General features: G+C 40.1%; 21 protein-coding genes and 5 tRNA genes. 4 read left to right on the forward strand and 22 right to left on the reverse strand.

The genetic code is table 11. The annotated features are described in order from the left end of the window. Positions 1-47: 47 nt before the first annotated feature. From ftsH to purR, 21 genes are all read right to left on the reverse strand, one after another. Entirely contained in the window at positions 48-1,931 is a 1,884-nt protein-coding gene (ftsH, locus tag CPZ25_RS09070; protein WP_013382044.1) for an ATP-dependent zinc metalloprotease FtsH, read from the reverse strand. Positions 1,932-1,987: 56 nt separating this feature from the next. After that, on the reverse strand, positions 1,988-2,521 hold the full coding sequence (gene hpt / locus CPZ25_RS09075; protein ID WP_058693584.1) for a hypoxanthine phosphoribosyltransferase: 534 nt from the start codon (positions 2,519-2,521) through the stop codon (positions 1,988-1,990). Continuing rightward, a complete protein-coding gene (gene tilS, locus CPZ25_RS09080; protein WP_096920251.1) occupies positions 2,511-3,926 on the reverse strand; it encodes a tRNA lysidine(34) synthetase TilS in 1,416 nt (471 codons plus the stop codon). Before tilS ends, hpt begins: the two co-directional genes overlap by 11 nt. 48 nt (positions 3,927-3,974) lie before the next feature. Continuing rightward, positions 3,975-4,050: transfer RNA gene (locus tag CPZ25_RS09085), tRNA-Val, on the reverse strand. Positions 4,051-4,087: 37 nt separating this feature from the next. Beyond that, positions 4,088-4,162 (reverse strand) — tRNA-Glu (locus CPZ25_RS09090). A gap of 32 nt (positions 4,163-4,194) precedes the next feature. Further along, positions 4,195-4,271, reverse strand: a tRNA-Met gene (locus CPZ25_RS09095). A gap of 14 nt (positions 4,272-4,285) precedes the next feature. Next, positions 4,286-4,362: transfer RNA gene (locus CPZ25_RS09100), tRNA-Met, on the reverse strand. Positions 4,363-4,397: 35 nt separating this feature from the next. Then, positions 4,398-4,486, reverse strand: a tRNA-Leu gene (locus CPZ25_RS09105). A gap of 88 nt (positions 4,487-4,574) precedes the next feature. After that, the gene (locus CPZ25_RS09110; RefSeq protein WP_096920252.1) at positions 4,575-5,528 is read right to left on the reverse strand and encodes a Ppx/GppA phosphatase family protein; all 954 of its coding nucleotides are present in this window, start codon (positions 5,526-5,528) and stop codon (positions 4,575-4,577) included. Continuing rightward, positions 5,525-5,947, reverse strand: coding sequence for an FtsB family cell division protein (locus CPZ25_RS09115; protein WP_096920253.1), 423 nt, complete (start codon positions 5,945-5,947; stop codon positions 5,525-5,527). The genes CPZ25_RS09110 and CPZ25_RS09115 overlap by 4 nt, the downstream gene beginning before the upstream one ends. Before the next feature lie 88 nt (positions 5,948-6,035). Next, a complete protein-coding gene (locus CPZ25_RS09120) occupies positions 6,036-6,275 on the reverse strand; it encodes an RNA-binding S4 domain-containing protein (protein WP_058693580.1) in 240 nt (79 codons plus the stop codon). Between the two features lie 60 nt (positions 6,276-6,335). Continuing rightward, positions 6,336-6,611, reverse strand: coding sequence for an HU family DNA-binding protein (locus CPZ25_RS09125; RefSeq protein ID WP_058693579.1), 276 nt, complete (start codon positions 6,609-6,611; stop codon positions 6,336-6,338). A gap of 109 nt (positions 6,612-6,720) precedes the next feature. Beyond that, complete coding sequence (gene yabN / locus CPZ25_RS09130) at positions 6,721-8,178, reverse strand: bifunctional methyltransferase/pyrophosphohydrolase YabN (protein WP_096920254.1); 1,458 nt, start codon at positions 8,176-8,178, stop codon at positions 6,721-6,723. Positions 8,179-8,193: 15 nt separating this feature from the next. Continuing rightward, complete coding sequence (locus CPZ25_RS09135; RefSeq protein ID WP_074617483.1) at positions 8,194-9,804, reverse strand: putative polysaccharide biosynthesis protein; 1,611 nt, start codon at positions 9,802-9,804, stop codon at positions 8,194-8,196. 102 nt (positions 9,805-9,906) lie between these two features. Beyond that, the gene (locus CPZ25_RS09140) at positions 9,907-11,400 is read right to left on the reverse strand and encodes a peptidyl-prolyl cis-trans isomerase (RefSeq protein ID WP_096920255.1); all 1,494 of its coding nucleotides are present in this window, start codon (positions 11,398-11,400) and stop codon (positions 9,907-9,909) included. Between the two features lie 63 nt (positions 11,401-11,463). Next, on the reverse strand, positions 11,464-14,886 hold the full coding sequence (mfd, locus tag CPZ25_RS09145; RefSeq protein WP_096920256.1) for a transcription-repair coupling factor: 3,423 nt from the start codon (positions 14,884-14,886) through the stop codon (positions 11,464-11,466). A 60-nt stretch (positions 14,887-14,946) separates the two neighbouring features. Further along, entirely contained in the window at positions 14,947-15,558 is a 612-nt protein-coding gene (pth, locus tag CPZ25_RS09150; protein ID WP_074617480.1) for an aminoacyl-tRNA hydrolase, read from the reverse strand. A gap of 6 nt (positions 15,559-15,564) precedes the next feature. Then, the gene (locus CPZ25_RS09155) at positions 15,565-16,524 is read right to left on the reverse strand and encodes a ribose-phosphate diphosphokinase (protein ID WP_013382056.1); all 960 of its coding nucleotides are present in this window, start codon (positions 16,522-16,524) and stop codon (positions 15,565-15,567) included. A gap of 34 nt (positions 16,525-16,558) precedes the next feature. Continuing rightward, entirely contained in the window at positions 16,559-17,941 is a 1,383-nt protein-coding gene (glmU, locus tag CPZ25_RS09160) for a bifunctional UDP-N-acetylglucosamine diphosphorylase/glucosamine-1-phosphate N-acetyltransferase GlmU (RefSeq protein ID WP_058693573.1), read from the reverse strand. 205 nt (positions 17,942-18,146) lie between these two features. Then, positions 18,147-18,473, reverse strand: coding sequence for a septation regulator SpoVG (spoVG, locus tag CPZ25_RS09165; protein WP_013382058.1), 327 nt, complete (start codon positions 18,471-18,473; stop codon positions 18,147-18,149). 136 nt (positions 18,474-18,609) lie between these two features. Next, positions 18,610-19,413: a pur operon repressor gene (gene purR / locus CPZ25_RS09170; protein WP_058693572.1), complete on the reverse strand. Its 804-nt coding sequence runs from the start codon at positions 19,411-19,413 to the stop codon at positions 18,610-18,612. A gap of 178 nt (positions 19,414-19,591) precedes the next feature. Between purR and murC the strand changes: the two genes are divergently transcribed. The 4 genes from murC to CPZ25_RS09190 all read left to right on the forward strand — a co-directional run bounded on the left by murC (position 19,592) and on the right by CPZ25_RS09190 (position 23,936). After that, the gene (gene murC / locus CPZ25_RS09175) at positions 19,592-21,007 is read left to right on the forward strand and encodes a UDP-N-acetylmuramate--L-alanine ligase (protein ID WP_096920257.1); all 1,416 of its coding nucleotides are present in this window, start codon (positions 19,592-19,594) and stop codon (positions 21,005-21,007) included. A gap of 98 nt (positions 21,008-21,105) precedes the next feature. After that, positions 21,106-21,597 carry a hypothetical protein gene (locus CPZ25_RS09180; protein WP_096920258.1) on the forward strand — a complete coding sequence of 164 codons (492 nt, stop codon included), beginning with the start codon at positions 21,106-21,108 and terminating at the stop codon, positions 21,595-21,597. A gap of 110 nt (positions 21,598-21,707) precedes the next feature. Next, positions 21,708-22,580, forward strand: coding sequence for a DUF4190 domain-containing protein (locus CPZ25_RS09185; RefSeq protein ID WP_096920259.1), 873 nt, complete (start codon positions 21,708-21,710; stop codon positions 22,578-22,580). Between the two features lie 18 nt (positions 22,581-22,598). Then, positions 22,599-23,936 (forward strand): patatin-like phospholipase family protein, encoded by a 1,338-nt coding sequence (locus CPZ25_RS09190; protein ID WP_207741431.1) that lies wholly within the window; start codon positions 22,599-22,601, stop codon positions 23,934-23,936. Positions 23,937-23,967: 31 nt separating this feature from the next. On the opposite strand, the gene CPZ25_RS09195 is transcribed toward CPZ25_RS09190, so the two are convergent. After that, entirely contained in the window at positions 23,968-24,903 is a 936-nt protein-coding gene (locus CPZ25_RS09195; RefSeq protein WP_096920260.1) for a DUF1848 domain-containing protein, read from the reverse strand. Between the last annotated feature and the right edge of the window lie 176 nt (positions 24,904-25,079).

Consider the following 25,079-nt stretch of genomic DNA (forward strand, 5'->3'; position numbering starts at 1 on the left):
AGCGAAAAAAGCCGTTATTGCTAACGGCTTTTCTGTTTATTTACTTTTTAAACTTCCGGTACCGGATCGCCGATATTACCTTCGTCCAAAGGTTTGCCATCATCTAAAGGCAAACGGCTGTACATCGCTCTGAATTCTTCACCTGTAATGGTGTTAACTTCCAGAAGATGTTCTGAAATTTCAACCAGCTTATCCTTTTTCTCGGTTAAAATCAAGCAGGCTCTTTCAAAGGCTGTCTCGACAATATTTCGAATTTCCTTATCAATAACCGCTGCAACTTCTTCGCTGTAATTACGCGAACGCCCAAGATCTCTCCCTAAGAATACTTCGCCGCCATCGTCATGACCAAAGGTCATTGGGCCAAGATGTTCACTCATACCCCATTCTGTAACCATCTTTCTGGCAATGCTGGTAGCGCGCTCAATGTCGTTGGAAGCACCTGTGCAAATATCGTCAAGGGCAACTTTTTCAGCTGCACGTCCACCAAGCAGACCAGCAATTTTATCCATCAGCTTCCCTTTACTCATATGCTGGCTGTCATCACTTGGAAGCGAAATTGTATATCCCGCAGCCATGCCACGCGGAATAATGGAAATTTCATGAACTTCTTCACCGTTATGGAGATATTCCATAACAATGGCATGCCCCGCTTCATGGTATGCTGTGATTTTCTGGTCCGACTCAACAACTACCTTGCTTTTCTTTTCAGGACCAGCAATAACGCGTTTAATAGCTTCTTCAAGCTCTACCATCGTAATAACCTTTGCTTTTTTACGGGCAGTCAACAGGGCTGCCTCATTCATTAAGTTTTCAAGGTCAGCTCCGGTAAAGCCTGGTGTCCCCTTGGCAATTACACCTAAATCGACAGAAGAATCCAATGGTTTATCCTTCTGATGAACCTTGAGAATTTCCTCACGCCCTTTAACATCCGGCACACCGACTAACACCTGACGGTCAAAACGGCCTGGACGCAGTAAAGCGGGGTCGAGGATATCCGGACGGTTTGTCGCGGCAATAACAATAATTCCTTCATTAATGCCAAATCCATCCATTTCAACCAATAATTGGTTAAGGGTCTGTTCACGCTCATCGTGTCCACCACCAAGGCCTGCACCTCTGTGACGGCCAACTGCGTCAATCTCATCAATAAAGATGATACAGGGAGCGCTTTTCTTTGCTGTCTCAAACAGATCTCTTACTCGTGAAGCACCAACCCCTACAAACATTTCAACAAAATCCGAACCGGAAATGATATAAAACGGAACACCCGCTTCACCTGCAACCGCGCGCGCGAGCAGTGTTTTCCCTGTACCTGGAGGGCCCACTAAGAGAACCCCCTTTGGAATACGCGCACCAAGCTTGTTATAACGCTCCGGAGATTTTAGAAAATCGACAATTTCTTCCAACTCTTCTTTTTCTTCATCTGCTCCCGCTACATTCGCAAAGGTGACCTTCTTGTCTGCATCGGTGTGCATTCTCGCCTTGCTTTTACCGAAGGACATAACCTTTCCTCCGCCTCCGCCAGACTGATTTGCAAACATCATAAAGAAAACAACCATCAGGATAATAATAACTGCTGAAGGAATCAAAGAAATCCACCAGGAATCCTGTGGTTTTGCAACCGTCACATTCATATTCGGATTCTTTTCAATGTTCTGATCCGGGTTTCCTGTAATATAATCGCTGATTTGTTCATCAATAAGATATTGAGGCACAATGGCTTCAAAGCTGTCACCATTCGCAAGTTTCCCTTTTACAGAAGACTGATTAATCTCTATTTCAGAAACCTGCTTTTGGTCTAAATTACTTAACAGTTCGCTATATGTTAAAGTTTTAACATCAGACTGCATTGGATTTAAAAAAGTAACCGCCACGATAATGATCAGCAAAATCACTAAGTAAAACCCTATCATTTTTAGATATTTATTCAAATTCTATCACTCCTTTCATATAAAATAAGTCATTGAATAGTTTCTAATTTCAAATATTATTTTTCTGCTTCTTTCAAAACAGCAATATACGGCAAATTTCGATATTTTTGATCAAAATCCATTCCATACCCGACAACAAATTCATCCGGAATAACAAAACCTGAATAATCGGGCTCCACATCCGCCACTCGCCGGTCCGGTTTATCAAGCAAAGTACAAACTCTGACATCGAAAGCGCCTTGCTCCGTAAAAAAATCTAAGATACGCTTTATGGTAAAACCACTGTCCACAATATCTTCTACCAGAAGCACGTTCCGGCCCTTTATCTCATTCGATAAAAGGTCGTCAATCTTCACCTTTCCTGAAGTGCTGGTACGCTTTCCATAACTGGATGCCTTGATAAAATCAATTTTGACAGGAATACTCAAATATCTTATCAAATCTGCAAAAAACAAGATACTTCCCTTCAAGATACAAATTGCCAAAAGTTCTTCATCTGCATAATCAGATGAAATCATTTTTCCAAGTTCAGAAACTCTTTTCTCTATTATATGCTTTTCTATTAAGATTCTATCAAAATCAAACGCCAAATTTCTCTCCTATTATTTGATACTGAACTTTAAGAACGCTCTTAGTCTCAGCGCTTACCTGATAGTTTCGGTTAATCGCATATCCCAAAATCCAGATTATCTCTGACCCTACTGCTAACAGTGGAACCGCATCACGCTTTTCACGCTCAATCTTTCGATCAATGAAATAATCTTTTATCTTTTTTCTGCCTATGATGCCAACAGGGTTGAAAAAATCACCTGGTCGACGATTTCTCAAATAAAGCTTTCCTCTTATTTTACCATAATCAAAATATTTTTCACTATGATTTTTTAATTCTTTTGAATTTTTTATAGATTCTTCCCGAACCACTGTCAGTTTAATCCACAAACCTTCTTTTGCAAAGTAATACGCTTTATCTGGCAGCAATTCATAGCAGCCCATTTTCGGGATAACAGCCACTTTTTTTGTCTCTATCCAAAAAAGATCGTATCGCCTGACAGCCTGCATGCCATGTGGCAAATGAAGCTCCCAGACCGTCTTTTCAGATAAAAGCAGCTGCTTAACGCATAGGATATGATTGTACTCTATTTCTTTTAAACTACCCTTAAGCTGCAAAATCATATGACGCAAAAGTTCTTTTTGAAGAAGTGGAAGCTGCTGCCGCCACATCTCTAAATTAAGATATACCCGATTACTTTTTTTTGTAATCATATTTACGCTCAACTCAGCAACAGAATTTTGCAAAAACTGCTCATGCTCATGTGCAAGCAAAGCAAATTCTGCTAAATGCTCTTCAACCCTTGGATTAATCCCCCTAAGCTGTGGAAGGATTTCTAATCTTAATTTATTTCTTGTGACATCCGCTTCAAAGTTAGTATCGTCGGTTCGATAAGACAAACCATTCTTTTGGCAATAAGAAATAACAGTCTCTTTATCCACACATAGCAATGGACGGATTATATTGCTTTCTCCTTTTGTTTCTGAAAGCATTCCTGCCGCTCCTTTTATACCAGTGCCACGAATCAAACGCATTAAAACTGTTTCTGCCTGGTCGTTAAGGTGATGTCCTAAAGCCAGTTTATTATAAGCTTTCGAGCTTTGAAGTTCTTTAAAAAAAGCATATCTTGCCTCTCTTCCAGCCTCTTCAAGGGAAATTTTATTCTTTTTTGCCAGCTGAACAACTTCTACCGATTTATCATAAAGTAAAATGGACTGTTTAATGCAATATTCTTTTACAAAAGCGTGGTCTTCCTCTGCCGCTTTTCCCCTGATCTTATGATTTAAATGCGCGGCTGCAATTTCAATATTCAACAATCCTTGGTACTTTTTCAAAAAATACAACAAGGCCAGCGAATCAGCACCACCGGATACTCCGATTAGAATGCGATCGCCGGCCATTATCAGTCCGTTATCAGAAATGTATTGTAAAAGCTTTTCTTCCATGATAATTTAACGCTCATCTCAAAGTTCAATTAATTCTGAATAAAAAAATGGTGGTCGCTATAGGGCTCGAACCTATGACCCCCTGCTTGTAAGGCAGGTGCTCTCCCAGCTGAGCTAAGCGACCACATACAAAATTAAGATATTAACTTTTCAAAACAAAATGGTGACCCCTGGGGGATTCGAACCCCCGTAACCGCCGTGAAAGGGCGGTGTCTTAACCGCTTGACCAAGGGGCCGGAACTAATCTAACATCTTGTTATTAAATTAATGGTAGCGGCGAACGGAGTCGAACCGCTGACACTACGGGTATGAACCGTATGCTCTAGCCAACTGAGCTACGCCGCCATAATTTAAGAATTTGGTTGCGGGGGCAGGATTTGAACCTACGACCTCCGGGTTATGAGCCCGACGAGCTACCAAGCTGCTCCACCCCGCGACAATATAATAGACGCAACTGCGTCTTACTAATAGTGGTGCCGGAGATCGGAATCGAACCGATACGATCGAAAAGGATCGCAGGATTTTAAGTCCTGTGCGTCTGCCAGTTCCGCCACTCCGGCACTCAGTGTGGCTGCCTCATTTCTGAGGACAAGTGTTATTATACAGCCTGGGAAACTTAATGTCAACACTTTTTTAATTTTTTTTTGTTTATTTTTTATTCGCGAGAAAACGGCTGTATGCCGCGCCTTCCAGATTGTCATAGTCACAAACAACAAATGAATCTTTTCCGGTAACTTTCAAAATATTATCGAGTATGCTGGTACCAGCGATGATAATATCAGCGCGTTTAGCCTCCAGTCCAACGATCTGGCGGCGTTCGTCAATTGTTTTTGATGAAAGATTCCGAATAATGGATTCAAGCTCTGTTTTGGTAACAACACTCTGATGCACCTGCTCACTGTCATAAATTTTCAACTTCTGTTTGATTGTGGATACTGTTGTCGCCGTTCCGCCTATGCCAATCAGCTTATAGGGCTTGTACGCTTCATAATCAACAAGAACTCTCTCAAGCGCCTCGGCTGCATTTTGGTTTAACCGATTCAGTTCCTCCTCTTTTGGGGGATCATTCTCAATAAAGGCTTCTGTAGAACGGACACTCCCGATATCCAGACTTTTCATTTTTATGAGATTCCGGCCTTGCCCATAAATCAATTCAGTGCTGCCGCCCCCAATATCAAAAATAAGCAGTCCCTCATCGAAACACTGTGAGACGCCGATAAAGCCATATTCCGCCTCTTTTTCGCCTGAAATAATCTCTACCTTCATTCCAAGTTTTTGCGCAGCTAAATCAATAAATTCCAAAGAATTTTCAGCATCCCGGAGCGCACTTGTACCAAAAATAAACATTTCTTTTACTTCATAATCTTCAGCAATGTTTTTATACTCCTCTAAAGCCTCAATATTTCGCTTGATCGCATCTGGATGAAGGCGTTTTGTCTTATTAACCCCCTGGCCCATCCGAGTATATCGGACTGATTTATTAACACGAAAGAGCTGACCTTTTTTATCTTTTCTAAATATCAGCATCCTCGTCGAATTTGTTCCGATATCAATCACAGCTCGATTGATTTTGGGTTCTTTAGGTACACTTGATTCACTCATTCGTTTTCCTCACTTTGCTGCTCATCGCTATTGGCATGATCCTGACTGCTTTCATCAGTTGTCGGTGTCGGCTGCTCTGCCAGCTGCTCATTATTATTCTGTCCATTATTGTCTTTGCCCTCTACAGGTACCACAATCTTTTCGTCTGGATAATAAAGTCCCAGATATTTTCGTGCAATGAGTTCTATATAATTTTTTGTTCCAATTTGTTTAATATCTTCGTCCAGCTGTTTACTTTTCTTTTCCGCCTCGTCCAGCTTGGATTGAATATCTGCCTTTTGAGCATTAAGCTGATGAATTTTCATGGCGTTGGTTCCAAACAGCGTGCCAACAAAGATTAAAAGCGCAAGAGTCACAATAATTGTCCCCATTTTAGGCTTAAAGCGCCTTCGAAGGCCATTTTTTTTCTTTTCTGCCACTGTTTTTTCACCACCTGTTTTTTATTTATTGTAACATAATCCATTTCATTCAGCTATTATAAACTATAAAACACAGTCAAATCTTAATCTAAAGTTCTCTGTACATTTCTGTTGCTTTATCCTTGGGTGCGTGTTCCAACAGCTCTAAAACTTCAATTTTCTGTTCGCCATCGCCGTATGCTATTGTAAGAATATCACCAACTTTCAAACGACTGCCAGGCTTTGCTTCCTTTCCATTGATGGTAATCCGCCCGCCATCACATGCCGCTTTTCCTACGGTACGTCGTTTGATTAAACGGGCGTTTTTTAAAAATTTATCAACTCGCATTGTCTTTCCTTTCTAAAAATCAAAAGGGCCGGAGCAATATTGCTCCGGCCCTCCCTTTGATTATTTGTTTAATTCATCTTTAAATGCTTTTCCTGCTTTAAATGCTGGAGCTTTTGAAGCAGCAATTTCGATTGGTTCTTTGGTTCTTGGATTTAAACCGGTTCTAGCAGCTCTTTCACGAACATCAAAAGTACCGAAACCTACCAGAGCAACTTTGTCGCCTTCCTTTAAGGCGTCAACAACGGTATCCATAAAAGCACCTAAAGCTTTTTCAGAGTCCTTTTTAGATAATCCCGATTTTTCTGCCATAGCGGCAATTAATTCTGATTTGTTCATTCTTATCCCTCCGTAAAGTGTGATCTTTATGTTTTAATTTTTATGATTATTATTATAATCACGTTTCGCTAAAAAATACAAGCATTTTCTGTATTTTTAGCTAAAAACCTTAGTTTTTTAAGGATTTCACCAGCTGCCACAGTTGTTCAAGGCCATTAAGGTCATAATCAAGCATACTTTTTTGTTCATTTAGGGTAATTTTTTCCATTTCTTTAAAACGCATAATAAACTTTTGGGTCGCTTTGCGCAACGCAATTTCCGGTTGAATTTTCGACAGACGAACAACATTGACAACCGCAAACAGCAGATCTCCCAGTTCTTCTTCCAATTTATCTGGACATTTGCTTAAAATTTCTGCTCTTACTTCCTGTTCTTCTTCGGCAACTTTCTCGAGTGCATCCAAAGGATCTTCCCAATCGAACCCTACCTTTGCTGCTTTAGACTGAACCTTACAGGCCTCCATTAATGCAGTAAACGCTTTGGGGATACGCTCCATTTCATCTGCGAGTGTTTGTGTCTGTTTTTCCGTTTTTTTAATCTCATCCCAATTGGTCAGGACTTTTTCGGTTGAAATCTCCTCAGGGGTCATGAAAACATGAGGATGCCGGCGCACCATCTTTTTGTTAATTTCTTCCAGAACATCATTGATTGTAAAAAGGCCTTCTTCTCTGCCAAGCTGCGCGTGAAATACAATCTGAAAAAGTAAATCTCCCAATTCCTCTACGAGATTCTCTGTATCGTCTGTCTCAATGGCGTCCATCACCTCATAAGTTTCCTCCAGCAAATATGCTTTGAGACTCTCGTGTGTTTGTTTTCTGTCCCAGGGACATCCCTCCGGACTTCTGAGAATTTCCATAATTTCAAGTAACTTTTGGTAGCTTCTTAAATCCTTTTTATCCGGCGGGATGTAGAGCGTGGTTAAATGATTAATTTCCTCCACCCAGTCCATCTCGCACAAAGGGACCTCCTTAATGAGCTCCTGGCCTGGAATACCTGCATTTATGAGTAAAACAACAGGATAATCGTCTGGGTAATAATCTAAAAGAAAAAGTTTAACCTCTGAAGCCATATGACGGTTAAAAACCTGAGTAATCAAGTTGCCCATGGCCTTATCTGGAATTTGCTCATTTATTTCAAAGGCGTCAATAATTTTCAGTCCATTAACCGGATCTTCTCTCAATGCTGTCATAGAGATATCCACAAAGCTTACTCCCGAATAAATTTGATAGCTTATATTCTTTTCCTGACATTTACGCATTAAATCAACGACGCTTTGTTCTCCAAACAATGGGTTTCCAGGAACCGCATAGACCAACGTTTCGCCGGACTCTGCTTTTTGAACAAGTTGCTTTGCAATACTCTCATAAACATCCTCAAAGCAGTCGCACCCTTCATACAGCTCATCAAAACTGCAATACATTATTCCACGTTTTTCCAGTTCCTTAACCACCGGATGGATCGCTGTCCTGAAATAGTTTTTGTTTTCATTTTGAAGTAATTCCAGCGTTTCTACAGTCAACTGGCCAAAAGCGCCAGGACCCAGACCAACAATGCTAATTTGTGACATGATTTCTCCTCTATTCTAGCGATATAAAATTCCTCTAATTTTCCTGTAAACCGGCTCGATGATTTTCTGTGCGGGCAGAATGGCCATCTCTTCCTCTGTAATTCCACCAATCAAAATCATCAGGAAAAAATACACCACAACAGCGGCCACTATCGCTGTCACTACTGCGATAAAATTCCCGGCAATCATGCTTACCAATGCGTAAACGCCCCATGTGGCAAGTCCCATCATAATCGCAGAAACCAGAGGTTTGAAAAGAGTTTGCTTTACGTCCATCTGAAATCCCGTGAAACGCTTGACGCAAATATAATTGGATACTGTTAAATAAACAAATGTAATCATACTGCTGATAACAATCCCATAAATATTAAAAGCTGGCACTGCCAGACAGATCCACCCTGTTACAAAACGGATAACAATGGCAATGGCAAGATTAATCAACGGTACTCTAAAACGATCAATGGCCTGAAGGATGCTTTGGAATGTATTGGAAAGCATCATAAAAATGGTCGCGTAAGCGTAATATTTTAAAATTTCCGGCCCATAGGGTGAGCCCTGAAAAAGGATATCAAAGATTCCTTGCGAAAGCACCGAAAGGCCTATGCAACAAGGCAAAGCCACCATAATAACTAACCGGATAGCGACGTCGATTTTATGTCCCATTGCCCTTTTATCCCGAAGGGCAAAAGATTCTGAAATGGCCGGTATCATAGCGACAGCAAGGGTTCCGCTGATGACAAGTGGAATATTGATCAGCGTATCGGCATTGGCAAAATCACCAATCATAGTGGTAGCTGTATGCGCATCCACCCCTGCAAGCGCCAATCTTGGAATATAGATCATTGAGTCGATCATTGAAAACAGTGAAACAATGGCAGAAGTCAAGGTGACTGGAATCGCAATGATAACAAGGCGCTTAAATATCTGTTTGCTCGTCAAAGGGACTGGACGGCTTGTTTGTTTTAAGATCTTTTTATTGGCCGCTTTAAAAGCCCAGTATAAAAACCAGAGAAACAGCATGGCAAACAGACCACCAGCGGTTGCTCCAAAAACAGCTCCGCCGACGCCCATTCCGACGCCCATTCCACTGGAAACAAAATACCAGCACAAAAAAACACCTAATCCCACACGAACGATCTGTTCAATAATCTGAGAGATTGCTGTGGGATTCATAATCTGAAAGCCCTGAAAAAAGCCTCTGAAAGATGAGCAGATCGCTATAATAAGCGGTGCCATCGCAATGGCCATAATAGCCGGAAAGCTTTCCCCTGGCCAGTTTGCGACAGTAATCAGCCAGTCTGCTCCCAGAAAAAGAAAGGCAGTGGAGAGTCCACCCATAATCAACAGCGTCCAGAAAGATACCTTAAACACATTATGAGCCGCCAGATAATCCTTGATGGCGATATTTTCAGAAATCATCTTGGAAATTGCCACCGGTAGCCCCACTGTTGAAACCATCAGCAACAAATTATAAACATTTGTGACATTGCTGTATATGCCATTACCATAGCTCCCGACAAGGTTATATACTGGCACCTTGTAGAACAACCCAAGGAGGCGCGAAAGAATCCCGGCCACTGCCAGAATTGTCGCTCCCTTTAGATAACTGCTCGCTTTTTTACTCACTTGAAAACCTCTTTCAACGAAATAAGTATCATTATAACTTTTTTGCAGTGGATACGCAAATTTAAAAGGCCTGCCTTGCAGCAAGCCTTTGACTCATTATAGCTATTGAACTTTCTTTTCATAAACTTGAATGTTCAATTCGGATTTCAGCTGATCCATATAGCTTTCAAGCGTTGTCTTAATATCATAGATATCAATTTTCTCTTTTTTCAGCAAATCTTCTTTTAGCTTGTTATAATCTTCTGTGCCCTTTTCCTCTTTTACAGACTCGGCTATTTCATCCTTTTTATCCTCAAAGCTGGCTTCTCCGGCATCATTTTTATCATAAACATAAATAATGTGGTAACCATACTCTGTTTTTACCGGTTTGCTGACACTGTTTTTATCCATTCCAAAGGCTGCGTCTGAGAATTCACTAACCATTTTTTCTTTATTGAAAGCACCCAAATCCGTTGCTTCTTTTACTTTTTCATTGGATTTGTATTCGTTCATAATTTTCTCAAAATCTTCTTTTGTCTTTACATCTTTTGCTTTATCGTAAATTTCATTTGCCAAAGTTTCATCCTCTGTCAGAATATGCTCTGCTGAAACTGTGCTTTCATCATAAGAATCCTTATGCTCTTTATAATATTTGCGCAAGTCTGCGTCACTGACTTTGACATCTTCTGTAACTTTTGCCTGGATTGCCTGACCCGCAGCGGTTCCCTTAGCGTCTTCCTTTTGATATTCGTCATATTTTTCTTTTGTGAGGAAATAATTTTCAAGGTACTGATTCAGTTCATCATCTGTCTGAAACATCATTTTCTGGATAGACTGTTTTGTCTGAAGCGCATTGTCGATCTCTTCCTGCTTTATTTCAATATTATTCTCTTCGCAGTACTTAACCAGTGCTTTATTTTGGGCAATTGAATTAAAAATCGATTCATTTGTTTCTTTGACACTCGCATCATCTGTCTGCAGTCCCTGTCCGCCAGAATAATAGGATGTCATTTCCTCATTAATGTAGTAATAATTATAAATCCCACGTTTGATTTCTTCATCATTGATTTTTCCAACCACCTGATCCAGCTCTTCCTCAGGATGTTCTTTCAGATAGTCCATATGCTTGGAATAGCACTCACTGGCATAGCTGTTGTCAACCATGAAAGTTTTCATAAATTGTGTAAAAGAATCATTATTGGTGTTATATTTGGATAAAGTACTGTCATATTTATTTCCTGCTGACGTTTTTAAGCTGTCCAGCGCCGTTTGAGCCTGACTTTCGGCAGCCCCCTCATCGATTGTAACGTTGTCCTTTTTAGCCTGAGCAGTCATGGCTCCAACCTGAACCAGACTATCCAGCAAATCTTTTTTAAATTCAGTCAGTTTAGACCCTGTTGGCATTGAACTTCCGTTAGCCGTGTAGTACAGGTCATAATACGCCATATAGTTATTAAAAGACTCTTTTGTCATAGACTGTCCGTCAATTTCTGCTATAACCTGCTGGTTATCCTTTTCTGGGTTGACAGAAACCAATGAACAACCGGTTGTCAGTGTTGTAATCCCCAGCGTAACCGCTAAAGCCAATACAACTCCCCTGATCTTATTCTTATGCATTTTGCTCTCCTTAAAAATTGTGATTTTTATATTTTAACATATTTTATCTTAATGACATCTTAATTATTTTAAATCCTCAAAAAATGAAATAATTTCTTTTAAAATATCTTTATCTTTGACCGATGACAAATTAAAGCTCCAGCACGCTTCATTGGCTTTTCCTGCTTTAAATTTCACTTTATATTTACGGATTAACTCCGGCATTTTTTCAGCCTCAGGCACAAAGACTTCCTTCTTCTCACTAAAGGTCAAATAGATAAACTGTCCCTTTTGTTTGATCTCTTTGACTCCGATGGCAGAAGCCATATTTTTAATCATAGCAATGGCCATCAGATTGTAAACGCCATTTGGTATATCACCAAAACGATCAAGGAGCTCTTCTTCAAAATCATCATAATCCTCAATTGTCTTAATAAATGTAAGTTTTTTATAAATATCATATTTCAGCTCTTCACTGCTGATATAGCGTTCAGGAATATAGCCGTCAATATCTAAATTGATACGAATCGGCTCTTCAGTTTCTACTTCTACGCCGTCCATGCGTTTACTGATCGCCTCTTCCAAAATACGGCAGTACAGCTCATAACCAATCTTAAATAGATGTCCCGACTGTTCTGCACCCAAAATATTACCTGCCCCACGAATTTCAAGGTCGCGCATAGCCACCTTAAAGCCTGACCCAAAGGCTGTAAAATCCTTGATGGCTTTTAAACGCTTTTGTGCAATTTCAGTCAGAATTTCTTTTTTATGGGTAACGTAAGTATAGGCCTGAACATCAGATCTTCCGACACGCCCTCTCAGCTGATAGAGCTGGGAAAGTCCGAAATGATCTCCCTCATCTATAATCATGGTATTGGCATTTTTGACATCTAACCCAGACTCAACAATGGTCGTTGTCACCAGGATATCAAAGTCATGATTTAAAAAATCAACCATTATATCCTCCAGCTCACTGCCGCTCATCCGGCCATGCGCCACTACAATTCTCGCGTCTGGTACGAGACTCTGGACATCAATGGCAACCTCATGGATATCGTGAACACGATTATGGACATAGTAAACCTGTCCTCCGCGACCAAGCTCACGATTGATGGCATCCTGGATAATCAGCGGATTATAAGCCATAACATAAGTTTGAACCGGCCGTCTTCCTTCTGGAGGCTCTTCAATAACACTCATATCGCGTACACCCGTCATCGACATATGTAATGTACGCGGGATCGGGGTTGCACTTAAGGTCAAAACATCGACATTCTGTTTCAACTGTTTTATTTTTTCTTTAGACCGCACCCCAAAGCGCTGCTCCTCATCGATAATAAGCAGCCCCAGGTCTTTAAAATGAACATCCTGGGATAACAGGCGGTGTGTGCCGATAATCATATCCAGCTTGCCAAGTGCCAGATCTCCTAAAATTTTCTTTTGCTGTCCAGAGGTCCTGAAACGACTGATCACCTCTACACTGATAGGGTATTTCCGAAATCGGTCTAAAACAGTATTGTAATGCTGTTGTGCCAAAATCGTCGTTGGAACCAGCATTGCTACTTGTTTTCCTTCCATGATGGCTTTAAAAGCCGCCCGCAGGGCTACCTCTGTCTTTCCATACCCAACATCACCGCATAAAAGACGATCCATTGGTATTTCTGATTCCATATCCGCCTTAATCTCTTCAACACAGCGCAGCTGGTCTTCCGTTTCAACATAAGGAAAATCGTCCTCAAACTCTTTTTGCCACGATGTATCTGGACTAAAAGCGTATCCCTTCATCGAACGTCTTTTAGCATACAGCGCGATGAGCTCGTCGGCCATATCTTCGACTGCTTTTTGAGCTTTATTTTTAGCCTTCTGCCAGTCGGGATTTCCCATCTGGTTAACCTTTGGTTTTTTATCGCCGCCCGTACCAATATAGACCTGGACTGAATCCATCTGTTCTACTGGAATATAAAGCTTGGCATCTCCGGCATACTCGATGACCATCAGATCTTTGGTTACATTATCAATCGTCAGTTGCTCAATCCCACGGTATATCCCAATACCATGCACATCATGAACAACATAATCTCCTACATGTAACTCAGCAAAGGAGTCAATCTTTCTTCCCTTGTGTTTTTTCTTTCTCTGGGAAACACGTTTTTCTTTAAAGATCTCAGACTCGTTAATATAGACAACTTTTTCGTCTTCCATCTCAAAGCCTTCAGAAATTTCGCCGACTGAAAGCTGTACACCTGGCCCTTCATTCTCAACAAAATTAAAGATCTCCTGATCTATCAGGTATTGCTTGACTGTTTCACGGGTCTTCTCAGTTTTACAGCAGATGTGAATCCGGTATCCCAAGGTAAGACGGCGGTTCAAAAAGTCTAAAAATAATGGAAACTGGCCCGAAAAGCTTTCAAGATCGCGGGAATTCATATCCAGATTCATTCCCTTTTTTGCTCTGCTGTTAAAAAGATACTCTTTAACCGAAGGACAGTTTTCAAGGCTCTTTTCAACATAATGGAAAGTAAAAAACTTATTTTTTTCCTCAGGCAAAATGTATCCTTGCGTTATGAGCGACTCATAATCCAGCCATGTCTTTTTAATAAAGATATCATAGGTTTCTTTGATTCGCGTATACTCATCCCAGATAACAATATTTTTTCCCACATAATCCATAAAGGAGTCGTTTTCCTTAATAAAGGTAAACAAAGTTTCGTCATATTGGGCGCCTTCCTGCTCAAGCTTTTCAACAAGCTCCATATAAAGCTCGTTTCCATCATATTTTTTATGGATCATTTTAAAAATTTTCTGCCGCTCTTCCTCAGACAAAACGATTTCCTTTGCAGGCGCTATGCGAACATTTTCGATCTGATTATATGACAGCTGACTGTCAACATCAAAAAGACGCATTGCGTCCACTTCATCATCAAAAAACTCAATACGGACAGCATCATCAGAGGTTACGTTGTAGATGTCTAAAATTCCACCACGCAGCGCAAATTGTCCCTTCGACTCTACCTGATAAACTCTTTCGTAGCCCAAGCTCACAAGCTTTACAACCAATGCTTCCAAATCAAAGGTATCACCATTGTTAATTGAAAAAAACAGCGCTTCCATGGCTTCCCTGGAAACCATTTTTTTCAAAATGCTGTCAATTGATGCTACGATAATATATTTTTTTCCCGAAAACAGCTTTTCAATCACGGTCATACGCTGATGAGCAATATCCTGGCTATGAGCATCCGAAAAATAATCATGAACCGGCTCCAGAGGATAGTATAACACATCAGTATCTCTGAACTTTCTCAGAATTTCAGCCTTTTTTTGAGCATCTCTATCGGAATGGGTGATAAACAAAACATTCGTATCAAAATGTTCATAGGTCAAAAGCGTTAAAAAACCTTTTAGGCCAGTCTTGACATTTGAGAGATTAACCCCTATGGATTCTTCAATGGCTTCAAATATTTTTTCGATTTTAGGTGTTCCTTTTAAGTCATTAAACAGTCGATCCATTTCCTCTCCTTATACAGCACTAGCCCGGATCAACTGACCCGGGCTTTGTACTTATTTATTTTACTGATTCTGAACCTCAGAATCCTTTTTTTCTGCTTTCTCGGCTTTTTCTTTCCGATTTAAACGGTTCATGGCAAAATCGATATCTTCATTTATATAGTACTGTACCGCTTCTGCCGCTTTTTTTACTGCTTCACGCATTACTTCCATTTCATCCGGTGTAAATTTACTAAGAACATAGTTTGCCAAATCCCATTGAGGCGGCTTTTTCCCAATTCCTATCCGAATTCTTGGAAAATTTTGATCTTGAAGCTGATAGATAATCGAGCGCATACCATTATGCGTTCCCGCACTTCCCTTTTTCCTTATTCTTATCTTGCCTGGATCAAGATCAATATCGTCATAAATAACCAACGTATTCTCCAGCGGCACATCATAATAGGATACCAGTTCCTCTACACAAAGGCCGCTGTTATTCATATAGGTCATTGGTTTAACCAACATTACTTTTTCGCCATTCTCAAAATAAACGCCTGTTAATCCTTCGTGCTCATCCTTTGTAATCTGGACATTCTTTTGGCCTGCAATATAGTCAACCGCCTCAAATCCAATATTATGGCGTGTTAAGGCATACTCTCTGCCTGGATTGCCAAGTCCTATAATCAAATACATGAAAGTTTATACGTATCTTTCTGAAAATAATTTACTGAGAGAACGGCCAAAATGAACGTAGTCGATGGCGCGGCCAAATAAAGTTCCGGTAGAAAGGATTTTGATTTTATCAATCCTTTTTTCTTCTGGAACTACAAGCGTGTCCAGGGTAATCAACTCTTCAATGGCCGAATTCTGGATTCTGTCAATGGCTGGACCAGAGAAAACTCCGTGAGTACAAGCCGCCCGCACCGATTTTGCTCCCAGCTTCATCAAAGCGTCAGCACCTGTTGTAATGGTTCCGGCTGTATCGATCATATCATCAATCAAGATACAATTCTTTCCTTCAACATTACCAATGACGTTCATGACTTCAGTAACATTTGGTCTTGGACGTTGCTTATCAATAATTGCAAAAGGACATTCCAGAGTTCTCGCTAATTTTCTGGAACGCTTAACACTTCCTGCATCCGGTGACACAACCACCATGTCATCCAGACGAAGATTTTTAAAATATTCAGCGATTAAACCGCCGCCGGATAAATGATCTAAAGGAATATCAAAAAATCCCTGGATTTGATTGGAATGAAGATCCATGGTAATAACACGGTCTGCGCCAGCCGTTGTAATCAAATTTGCGACCAGTTTCGCTGTGATCGGATCTCTGGATTTTGCTTTACGATCCTGTCTTGCATAGCCATAATAAGGAATAACCGCATTGATACGGCCCGCTGAAGCTCTGCGCATCGCGTCAATGATAATCAACAGCTCCATCAGATTGTCATTACAAGGATTCCCTGTTGACTGGATAACGTAAACATCTGCTCCACGAACAGATTCAAATACATTAAGACCAATTTCCCCATCACTGAAATGAAGAATATCTGCATTGCACAGCTGTACTTCCAAATAGTCTGCGATATCCTCGGCTAATTTTCTGTTGGAATTACCCGCAATGATCTTAATTCCGCCAAATTTTCCATCCATCTTTTTTTGCACCTCATATTTTATTTAAATTTAATTATTTACTGATTTTTTTAATTTGTTTCATCTGAAGGGCATACCCTTCTTTATTTACCTGACGGGCACGCGCAACAGCCAGAGTATCTTCCGGTACATCATCGGTAATGGTTGAGCCGGCTGCGACATAGGAACCTTCTTTTACTGTTACCGGAGAAACCAGATTACTGTTGCAGCCGATAAAGCAATTATCTTCAACGACCGTGCGGTACTTGTTTGTACCGTCATAATTCACAAAAACCGTGCCACAGCCCAGATTAACATTTTTTCCAACTTCAGCATCGCCGATGTAGGTTAAATGCGACGCCTTCGCGCCATCTTTCATAACAGCATTCTTAACCTCAACAAAATCGCCAACCTTGACATTTTTTCCAATATGGCTGTTAGGACGCAAGTAGGCGTATGGACCCACATGGGTATTCTCATCGACAAAGCTGTCTAATACGGTGGAAATCTGAATATCTACGCCGTCTGCAATGGTGGAATTTACAATACGACTGTTATGACCGATCACACAGTTTTCTCCGATGATCACCCTGCCTTCTGTGATAACGCCAGGATAAATAGTGGTGTCTTTTCCAATCTTTGTCTCTGCACTCAGGTAAGTGTTTTCAGGGTCAATAATGATTGCGCCCGCTTCCATCAAGGAAGTATTAATTCGGCGGCGCATGATTTTTCCAATTTCAGCCAACTGCACCTTTGAATTTACAGCTGCTATATCATCCACATCTGGAGTAGGGTAAGAACCTACTTTTTTACCCATTCCCCTCAAAATTTCAATGGTATCGGTGAGATAATATTCACCCTGGACATTATCAGAATTAATTGCCTGCAACGCTGTCTTTAATGCCTGTGCATCAAAACAGTACATTCCAGAATTAATTTCCTTTATGCCGCGTTCTTCGTCGGTCGCATCCTTGTGCTCTACAATTTTAATCAGTTCATCACCATTTTTGACGATTCTTCCATAACCTGTCGGATCATCGAAAACAGCAGTTAATACCGTCGCTGAAAAGCCGCCGTCTTCATGTGCTTTTACAAGCTCCTCCAATGTCTCTTTACGGACCAGTGGCGCGTCGCCAACTAAAACAAGCACATTGCCATTAAAATTTTCAAAGAACGGCAGTGCCTGAAGAACGGCGTGCCCTGTGCCAAGCTGTTCCTTTTGCTCGATCGCTGTAATATTTTCGGGGAGAGCAGCTTTGACAATATCTGCTTTATAGCCAACAATTACGGCGGTATCATCCGCACCAGCAGCTTCACTGGCAGAAATGACATAATCCAGCATTGCTTTTCCGCCGACTTCATGGAGTACCTTTGGTTTTTCAGAGACCATCCGCGTCCCATGACCGGCAGCCAAAATCACTGTTTTGGTTGATTTCATTTTTTAATTCTCCAATATTCCAGTATAAAACCTGAATTTTATATTAACATTCATATAAAGGGACTCTTTACCATGAAAAATAATACCCTTTATCGTGATAAATGTCTACAGCTAATTTACTTTTGTAAACGTCAAAAGAGGGAACCATGTTCCCTCCTCTTAATTTAATGCTTTTCTGTTTGTACTAAAATGATTATAGAACCCCTTATTCTTCTGAATCATCTTCAAAATCTACTTCAAGATCAATTTCTTCGGGCTCAGTCTCTTCAGCTTTTTCCAAAACTGCTTTTTCATAGGCTTCCAAAACGATTCCTTGCATTTCCTTGCGGGTACTGGAGGTGATCGGATGACAGATGTCTTTAAAATCTCCGTCCGGTGTTTTTCTACTAGGCATTGCAATGAAATAACCATTCTGTCCTTCGATTACCTTAATATCATGCACGACAAATTCATCGTCAAATGTAACCGATACGATCCCTCTCATTTTCCCTGTTGGATAAATTTTTCTTACTCTTACGTCTGTAATTACCATAATGTAAGCCTCCCCTTCGATTGTAGTAAATAAAATCACATCTTACTATACCTTTACATTATAGTACCATATTTCAGACAAAATTAAAACAAAAACTTACCCGATTATTTTGTATTCTATCACCATTTTATAGACATCATTTCACAGTCAACTCTACAAGCGTTTTTTCTTTGTCATTTAACGAGGTACACATGCGCAATAGTGGTAAATAATTATCCACAAGCTTTTCATTTGGTTCTTCTGTCACAAATATAACGCAGGGTCCGATAATGACAGCTCCAACTTCCTCCATTAAATTCATCATCCCCTTAGCAGTCCCCCCGCCTTTCATAAAATCGTCAATAATCAATACTTTTTTGCCCTCAAGGTTGACTCTCCGGCTCAGATACATGGTATTAATTTTATTCGTCGAGCCGGAAACATAGTTCATGCTTGTTGTGGTACCCTCTGTCACTTTATTCGACCTTCTGATAACTGTCATGGGAACATTTAAAAACCGCGCGCTCTCAAGGGCTACGGGAATTCCCTTCGTTTCTGTCGTCACAACATACTCTACGCCCTGTTCAAGATATTTTCCCGCAATAATTTTCCCTAAACGCTGCGCGTAATAAGGGCTGGACAGAATATCGCTGTAATAAAGAAATCCTCCCTGAATTTTACGTTCAGGCTCCATGAGTCTTTCTGCTATTTCCAAAAGAATTGCTCTTTCCTCTTCATCTGGCACAACTGGCAGATATTTAACGCCACCCGCCGCACCGGACACTGTTTCAATTTTTCCCATTTTCATCATTTCCACCGCACTTTTTACAATTGCTACGTCTTCACAAACGCTTGTTTTAGACGCATCAAAAAGCTGGCTGAAATAATTATAGGTCAGAACCCTATTAGGGTTGTCTGTCAATATTTTTGTAATTGCACAAACACGTTCATTTTTTTTCATTTATTCACCTATAAAACCCGAACATTTTTTAGTCTATTTATAATTTTATTCATATTCAAAAAAAGTGCAAGTCTTTTTCGTCTTTCCTTAATAAAATTCCTTACTGCTGGGACTTTATCTTAATAAATAGCTGTGATATAATTCTTGTAGTCCATGAGAACTATAAGGAGCAAACAAATTGAAAGAAATATTAAAAAAGAAATTCAATCGTCCAGTTGAAAAGATATTTTTCATCGGTATTGGAGGCAGCAGCATGAGCGGACTGGCAGGGATGGCCCTGGACCAGGGCTTTAAAGTGGAAGGTTCCGATATGATTGAGTCCTCTTATACCGGAAAGCTGAAAGAGCGCGATGTCAAAATCCATATCGGACATGATTACAACAATATCCCGCAAGATACAGACATGGTTGTCTATTCTGCAGCCATTCATGAAGATAATCCCGACATGGTTCGCGCTAAGGATCTTGGCCTGCCAATAGTCGAACGTTCGGATTATCTCGGCTTGCTGTCTCTAGCCTTTGATAAAACCATTGGCGTCGCAGGGACACACGGAAAAACAACAACATCTTCCATGATCGCCGCCTTACTGCACTATGCTGATTTTGACCCAAGTGTCAGCATTGGAGGAAAGCTACCGGAAATCGGCGGTAACGCCTGCCTGGGAAACAGCGACTATTTTGTTATCGAATCCTGCGAATATGTAGATTCCTTTTTAAAAACATCCCATTATATTGGTATTATTACAAACATTGAAGAGGATCATCTTGATTATTTTACCGGTGGACTTCCACAAATTAAGGAGTCCTTCCACAAGTTTGGTGCAATTCTTCCGCCAGACGGCCTCATGATCGCATATGGCGATTCTCAGGACGTGCTGGATACTGTAGAAAATCTCCGCTGTCCGGTCACCACTTATGGTTTCGAACCCCAAAATGACTGGACTGCCCATAATATTCAATACGATGATATGGGAAACCCTTCTTTTAACGCATACCATCACAATGAATTTTATGGACACTTTGATATGAAAATTCCTGGTGAGCACAATGTTTTAAACGCCCTATCCTGTATTGCATGCAGTGAATTTTTGGGTATTGACGAGGCCACAGTCCAAAAAACGCTTGATAATTTTCACGGCGCCAAAAGACGCTTTGAGTTTCGCGGAGCGGTAAACGGTATTAATGTTTACGAAGATTACGCCCACCATCCAACCGAATTGAAGGTTGTCATCGACGCCTGTCTTAATCATGCGCATAATAACTTGTGGGTTATCTTCCAGCCTCATACCTATTCAAGAACCTACTATCTCTTTGATGAATTTGTAGATGCTTTTGCGAAAGCAGATTTTATTATTCTTAACGATATTTATTCTGACCGCGAGGGAAATGAATGGGATATCTACTCTGAAGATCTGGCGAAACGAATTAAGGAAAAATATCATATTCCCACCATTGTTATGTCAGAATTTAGTACCATTGTAAAATATCTGACAGATAATCTGGAATCCGATGATCTGGTACTTGTCGCTGGCTCTCAGACCATTAATAAAGTCGCTTATATGCTGGTTGATGCGCTAAAAGAAAAATATGAATAGATAATCCGGGAAAATGATACAAAAAATTGACAACTCATCCTTTGTATTTTTGTTTCATATAGGATACAATGATACGGTTAACAAAGGAGGTGTTGAACATGCTTGAAACTTCGCTCGTCGCCAGTTTAGTGGCGTTTGTGGCAGGGCTCGGTATCCTTACTGTTTTGTTTATCTGCCTTATTCCAATCGCTCTATACATATTCTCCAGCTTTGGGCTCTATACCATGGCTTTGAAAAAAAACATCGAGTATCCATGGCTGGCTTGGATCCCAGTTATCAAACTCTTTATATTAGGCGAAATTATTGGTGAAAAGGTGACAATCAGCTCGCTTAAAATCCCTTACGCACAGGTGATTTTACCCGTTGCGTCTATCTGCAGCGGCGCTTTAATCGCAATTCCCTTTTTGGGCTGGATTATTGGAATTGCGATCGCTGTATACAATTATGCCGCGTACTACCGATTATATAAATTATATTATTCAGATTCTGCAGTACTGTTTCTCGTACTCAGTATCATTTTCCCTTTTATGCTTTCGATTTTCCCTTTTGTTATTCGTAATAGGAAACCTTATGAGTACAGCTTTTCTTAAAAAAATGTGAATACCTCAGCGGTAATCCTCTGGGTATTCACATTATTTTTTGCATTCATCTTTAAAATACATTACAATAAACTTAAGATCTATTTAAAGGAGGTTCACCAATGGATTACTATTATGATTATTACGATTTCGGTGATTCTTTTTACAATTATGACGCCCTGGGTGCTTTCATTGGCATTATTATTGTAATCTGTCTCTGTATTTTGATATTTGCATGTGTTTTTGCCATTATCGCCTATATTTTTAAAGGTATAAGCCTCTACACACTTGCCAAAAAAAGAAATCTGCGCTATCCGTGGATTGCCTGGATTCCAATGGCCAACCAATATTTATTAGGCGCGCTGATTAACGACCAAGTATCCATCGGTTCACTTCATATTCCATATGCTGCTGTGATACTGCCGCTTTTATCTGGTGTTGTCATACTTTTAAGCAATACAATGACACAGATTCCTTTTGTTGGATGGATTTTTCTGTTTGTTGCCTGTATTCTGACCGCTATCTACGAATACTCAGCTTATTACTGGCTTTACCGCATTTATAACCCCAAAAACACAACTCTTTATCTGGTGCTGAGTATCATTTTCCCAGTCACCATTCCGTTTTTCTGGTTCTCTTTAAGAGATAAAGCCCCAGATTACACTGATATTCCCATGACAAAACCCTGCTCTCAAAATCCCCGGGCCATTTTGTCATTTTGTCTCGGCGTTCTTTCAATGCTTTCCAGCCTTGCCGGTGGCGGTTTTTGGATTGGTGTCTGCGCCATCATTTTCGGTATCCTATCTTATCAGGAATTAAAAAGGGAAAATGCCCCTGCTCAGTTTGCCATTCTTGGTATTATTTTTGGCGCACTTGGTATCATCATGATCTTTGTGCTTCCAGTAATCGGTCTGGCTGTTTTTCAAGGGCACAGTTTAATTAACAGGATTACCAACAGCCTGTATACCAATACCACCCGTTACCCATTTTTATAGCAGGACAGGAGAATTAGTATGAAAGAATATGGTTTAGTCCTTAGCGGCGGCGGAACAAAAGGTGCTTTCGAAATTGGCGTATGGCAGGCTCTTCGTGAAATGAACATTCATACTCCTTGTGTGATCGGAACCTCTGTAGGCGCTTTAAACGCTGCGGTTATCGCCCAAAATGACTTTGACAAGGCGCTTGACTTCTGGTCAAATCTGACCATTAATCAAGTCCTTAATCTCAATACGCATATGACCAATAAATATGTTGAGCAATGGTCTAAAACCAGTTTTGACTTTTTTAGATTATCTTTTTTAAATGATTTGTTTCATGGTGGGTTTGATATTACGCCCTTACGCGAAAACCTTCAAAAACTTATATCAGAAGAGGCCATTCGCAAATCCTCAATACGTCTCGGGCTTGTAACGGTTCGTTTGAATACACTCTCCCCAATCAAATTAATGATTGAGGACATTCCCGAGGGACAATTGCTTGACTATTTGCTTGCCAGCGCTGCCTTTCCGGTTTTTCAGAAACAGGAAATTGACGGCACTACTTATCTTGACGGTGGATTTTATGATAATGTCCCCATAAATTTTATGGCCGAAAATGGCTATAATGACATTATTTCTGTTGAATTTCCAGCTCTCGGCGTTAAACAGAAAATTAAAAACAAAGATATCAATCTCAAGGTCATCAATAATTCCGAATATCTTGGCATGACGCTTGAATTTGATCAAAAAACGATCCTGAACAATATTACAATGGGACATCTCGACTGTTTGAAGACTTTTAAAGTGGCAAGAGGAAAATTTTATTACTTTGATATGAGCCGCCAGCGAAAGCTCTATGACCGGCTTGACCGCTTTATCGGAACACCTCTACAGGACAAAATTTCCCGTGAAAAGGTAGCTCATCTGCTCAGCATCCCTGCCGATTCAGATAAACCTTCAATTTTGGCAGCTATTAATGCTATTATTCGAAGCACAAATTACCCTGAGGATGAACCGCTTCTGATGACATTATTAGAAATTGCTGGTAAATCACTCGGTGTAAAAAGAATGGAATACTACACAATGGATCAATTCCTGCCAGCCTTACTCAATGCTTTGAACGCTTTGACCAAAGCCAATCTATCATTGATTAAAAAAGAAAGCACCATTAAAGATGCTTTTAAAGATTGTCCCATTGATTACAAACCAACAACCATTCTTGATTTTATTACTTTCTATGTTTTATTTGTGGGTGCAAGACAGGATATGCCCCTTTTCCGTTTAAATGCTTTAATTAAAAAATTCACTCCAGAATTTGTGCTCTCAATTTTGCTGTTGATTTATATCCATCAAATGATAAAAACACCAACCTAAAAAACCTCTGCGCGATTCAGCGCAGAGGTTTTTAATTGATCAAGAATCTTATCTGGTGTTCTTTATCGGACGATACGATTCTCTCCTTGATAACATCATCCTCTTCCACATTACCAACAATTAGGGGGCTGTCAGGATGGTGGTGCTTTTGATGATACAGAAGTTTTCCCTTACTGTGGTTAGCATAACAATAAAGACAGCCGTTACCACAGGTATTATACATTCCTATATCAATACTTTCCATGCATCTGCACTCTGATCTCTGTCCTGGGTCTTTCCCCAGACTTATTGGGTATCCCTGTATCTTCTCAAAAATCGCTTTATCGACGCAGCAGGCTTTTTTAATCCCTACTGGTTTTTGACTGTCTGTACAGATTTCCAAGCTAATATGGTATTTCTGAGCAATATCTGCAAATTTACTGATCAGCTCTATTTTCTCCATAACTGTTTTGTCTGTTAGTCCGAGACCACACATATTTTGTCTTGTATCTTCATAGTAATCCAAAAAACTCACAATACAACGCTTCGTATAACCACTTAATTTATTTGACAGTTTCTCAAAATAGTAAAGATGGTATGCTGCGGTATATTTTCCAGTAAAAACAATTGGATTATAACGCCAGATCACTCTGTCATTTCCCAGTTTATCTGACAATCTTTTAAATCCTGGAATTAAAGTATCATTTTTCGAAGGAAGGTATGGCTCAATATCTTTCCCATAAGGATTTACTGTCCAATGAAAATAAAAAGGAAGCGCTCCTAATCTGTTAAGTTTTGGAATCATCGGAACAGCATTTTTAGTCCAGAAAACAATTCCGTCAATGACCTCAGGAGACAGACTGATTTTCGAAATTAGTTTGAAATTAAAAGGACTTCGAACATAAACATATTTCTCTTCCAACCTTTTAATGAACCACTCAGAAAAAAAAGAAGGAATATCTGTCCTCCGGCTGGCACTGATAATCATAAAAGCCTCCTTCGCACTTGTTTAATTCTTAATTTCGCTTAAACAAGTTAATTTCATTATAAACAGGATATAAATTATAACAAGACGCTTATGCTCTCCGAATCAATTTTCGATTATCTTACCGCATAAAACCTATAATCAGCTTAAAACAGACGATTTAAAACTTGAAAGGAGAA

Origin of the sequence: Eubacterium maltosivorans (assembly GCF_002441855.2) — a bacterium.
GTDB lineage: Bacteria > Bacillota > Clostridia > Eubacteriales > Eubacteriaceae > Eubacterium > Eubacterium maltosivorans.

What these genes read in the sequence shown, in the direction of transcription:
- CPZ25_RS09180 (WP_096920258.1), top strand. Translation starts at nt 21,106, where the DNA reads ATGCTTGAAACTTCGCTCGTCGCCAGTTTAGTGGCGTTTGTGGCAGGG.
- CPZ25_RS09120 (WP_058693580.1), bottom strand. Translation starts at nt 6,275, where the DNA reads ATGCGAGTTGATAAATTTTTAAAAAACGCCCGTTTAATCAAACGACGT.
- CPZ25_RS09190 (WP_207741431.1), top strand. Translation starts at nt 22,599, where the DNA reads ATGAAAGAATATGGTTTAGTCCTTAGCGGCGGCGGAACAAAAGGTGCT.
- mfd (WP_096920256.1), bottom strand. Translation starts at nt 14,886, where the DNA reads ATGGATCGACTGTTTAATGACTTAAAAGGAACACCTAAAATCGAAAAA.
- CPZ25_RS09185 (WP_096920259.1), top strand. Translation starts at nt 21,708, where the DNA reads ATGGATTACTATTATGATTATTACGATTTCGGTGATTCTTTTTACAAT.
- tilS (WP_096920251.1), bottom strand. Translation starts at nt 3,926, where the DNA reads ATGGAAGAAAAGCTTTTACAATACATTTCTGATAACGGACTGATAATG.
- glmU (WP_058693573.1), bottom strand. Translation starts at nt 17,941, where the DNA reads ATGAAATCAACCAAAACAGTGATTTTGGCTGCCGGTCATGGGACGCGG.
- CPZ25_RS09125 (WP_058693579.1), bottom strand. Translation starts at nt 6,611, where the DNA reads ATGAACAAATCAGAATTAATTGCCGCTATGGCAGAAAAATCGGGATTA.
- CPZ25_RS09140 (WP_096920255.1), bottom strand. Translation starts at nt 11,400, where the DNA reads ATGCATAAGAATAAGATCAGGGGAGTTGTATTGGCTTTAGCGGTTACG.
- pth (WP_074617480.1), bottom strand. Translation starts at nt 15,558, where the DNA reads ATGTATTTGATTATAGGACTTGGCAATCCAGGCAGAGAGTATGCCTTA.
- CPZ25_RS09195 (WP_096920260.1), bottom strand. Translation starts at nt 24,903, where the DNA reads ATGATTATCAGTGCCAGCCGGAGGACAGATATTCCTTCTTTTTTTTCT.
- yabN (WP_096920254.1), bottom strand. Translation starts at nt 8,178, where the DNA reads ATGTCACAAATTAGCATTGTTGGTCTGGGTCCTGGCGCTTTTGGCCAG.
- CPZ25_RS09155 (WP_013382056.1), bottom strand. Translation starts at nt 16,524, where the DNA reads ATGGATGGAAAATTTGGCGGAATTAAGATCATTGCGGGTAATTCCAAC.
- spoVG (WP_013382058.1), bottom strand. Translation starts at nt 18,473, where the DNA reads ATGGTAATTACAGACGTAAGAGTAAGAAAAATTTATCCAACAGGGAAA.
- purR (WP_058693572.1), bottom strand. Translation starts at nt 19,413, where the DNA reads ATGAAAAAAAATGAACGTGTTTGTGCAATTACAAAAATATTGACAGAC.
- CPZ25_RS09110 (WP_096920252.1), bottom strand. Translation starts at nt 5,528, where the DNA reads ATGAGTGAATCAAGTGTACCTAAAGAACCCAAAATCAATCGAGCTGTG.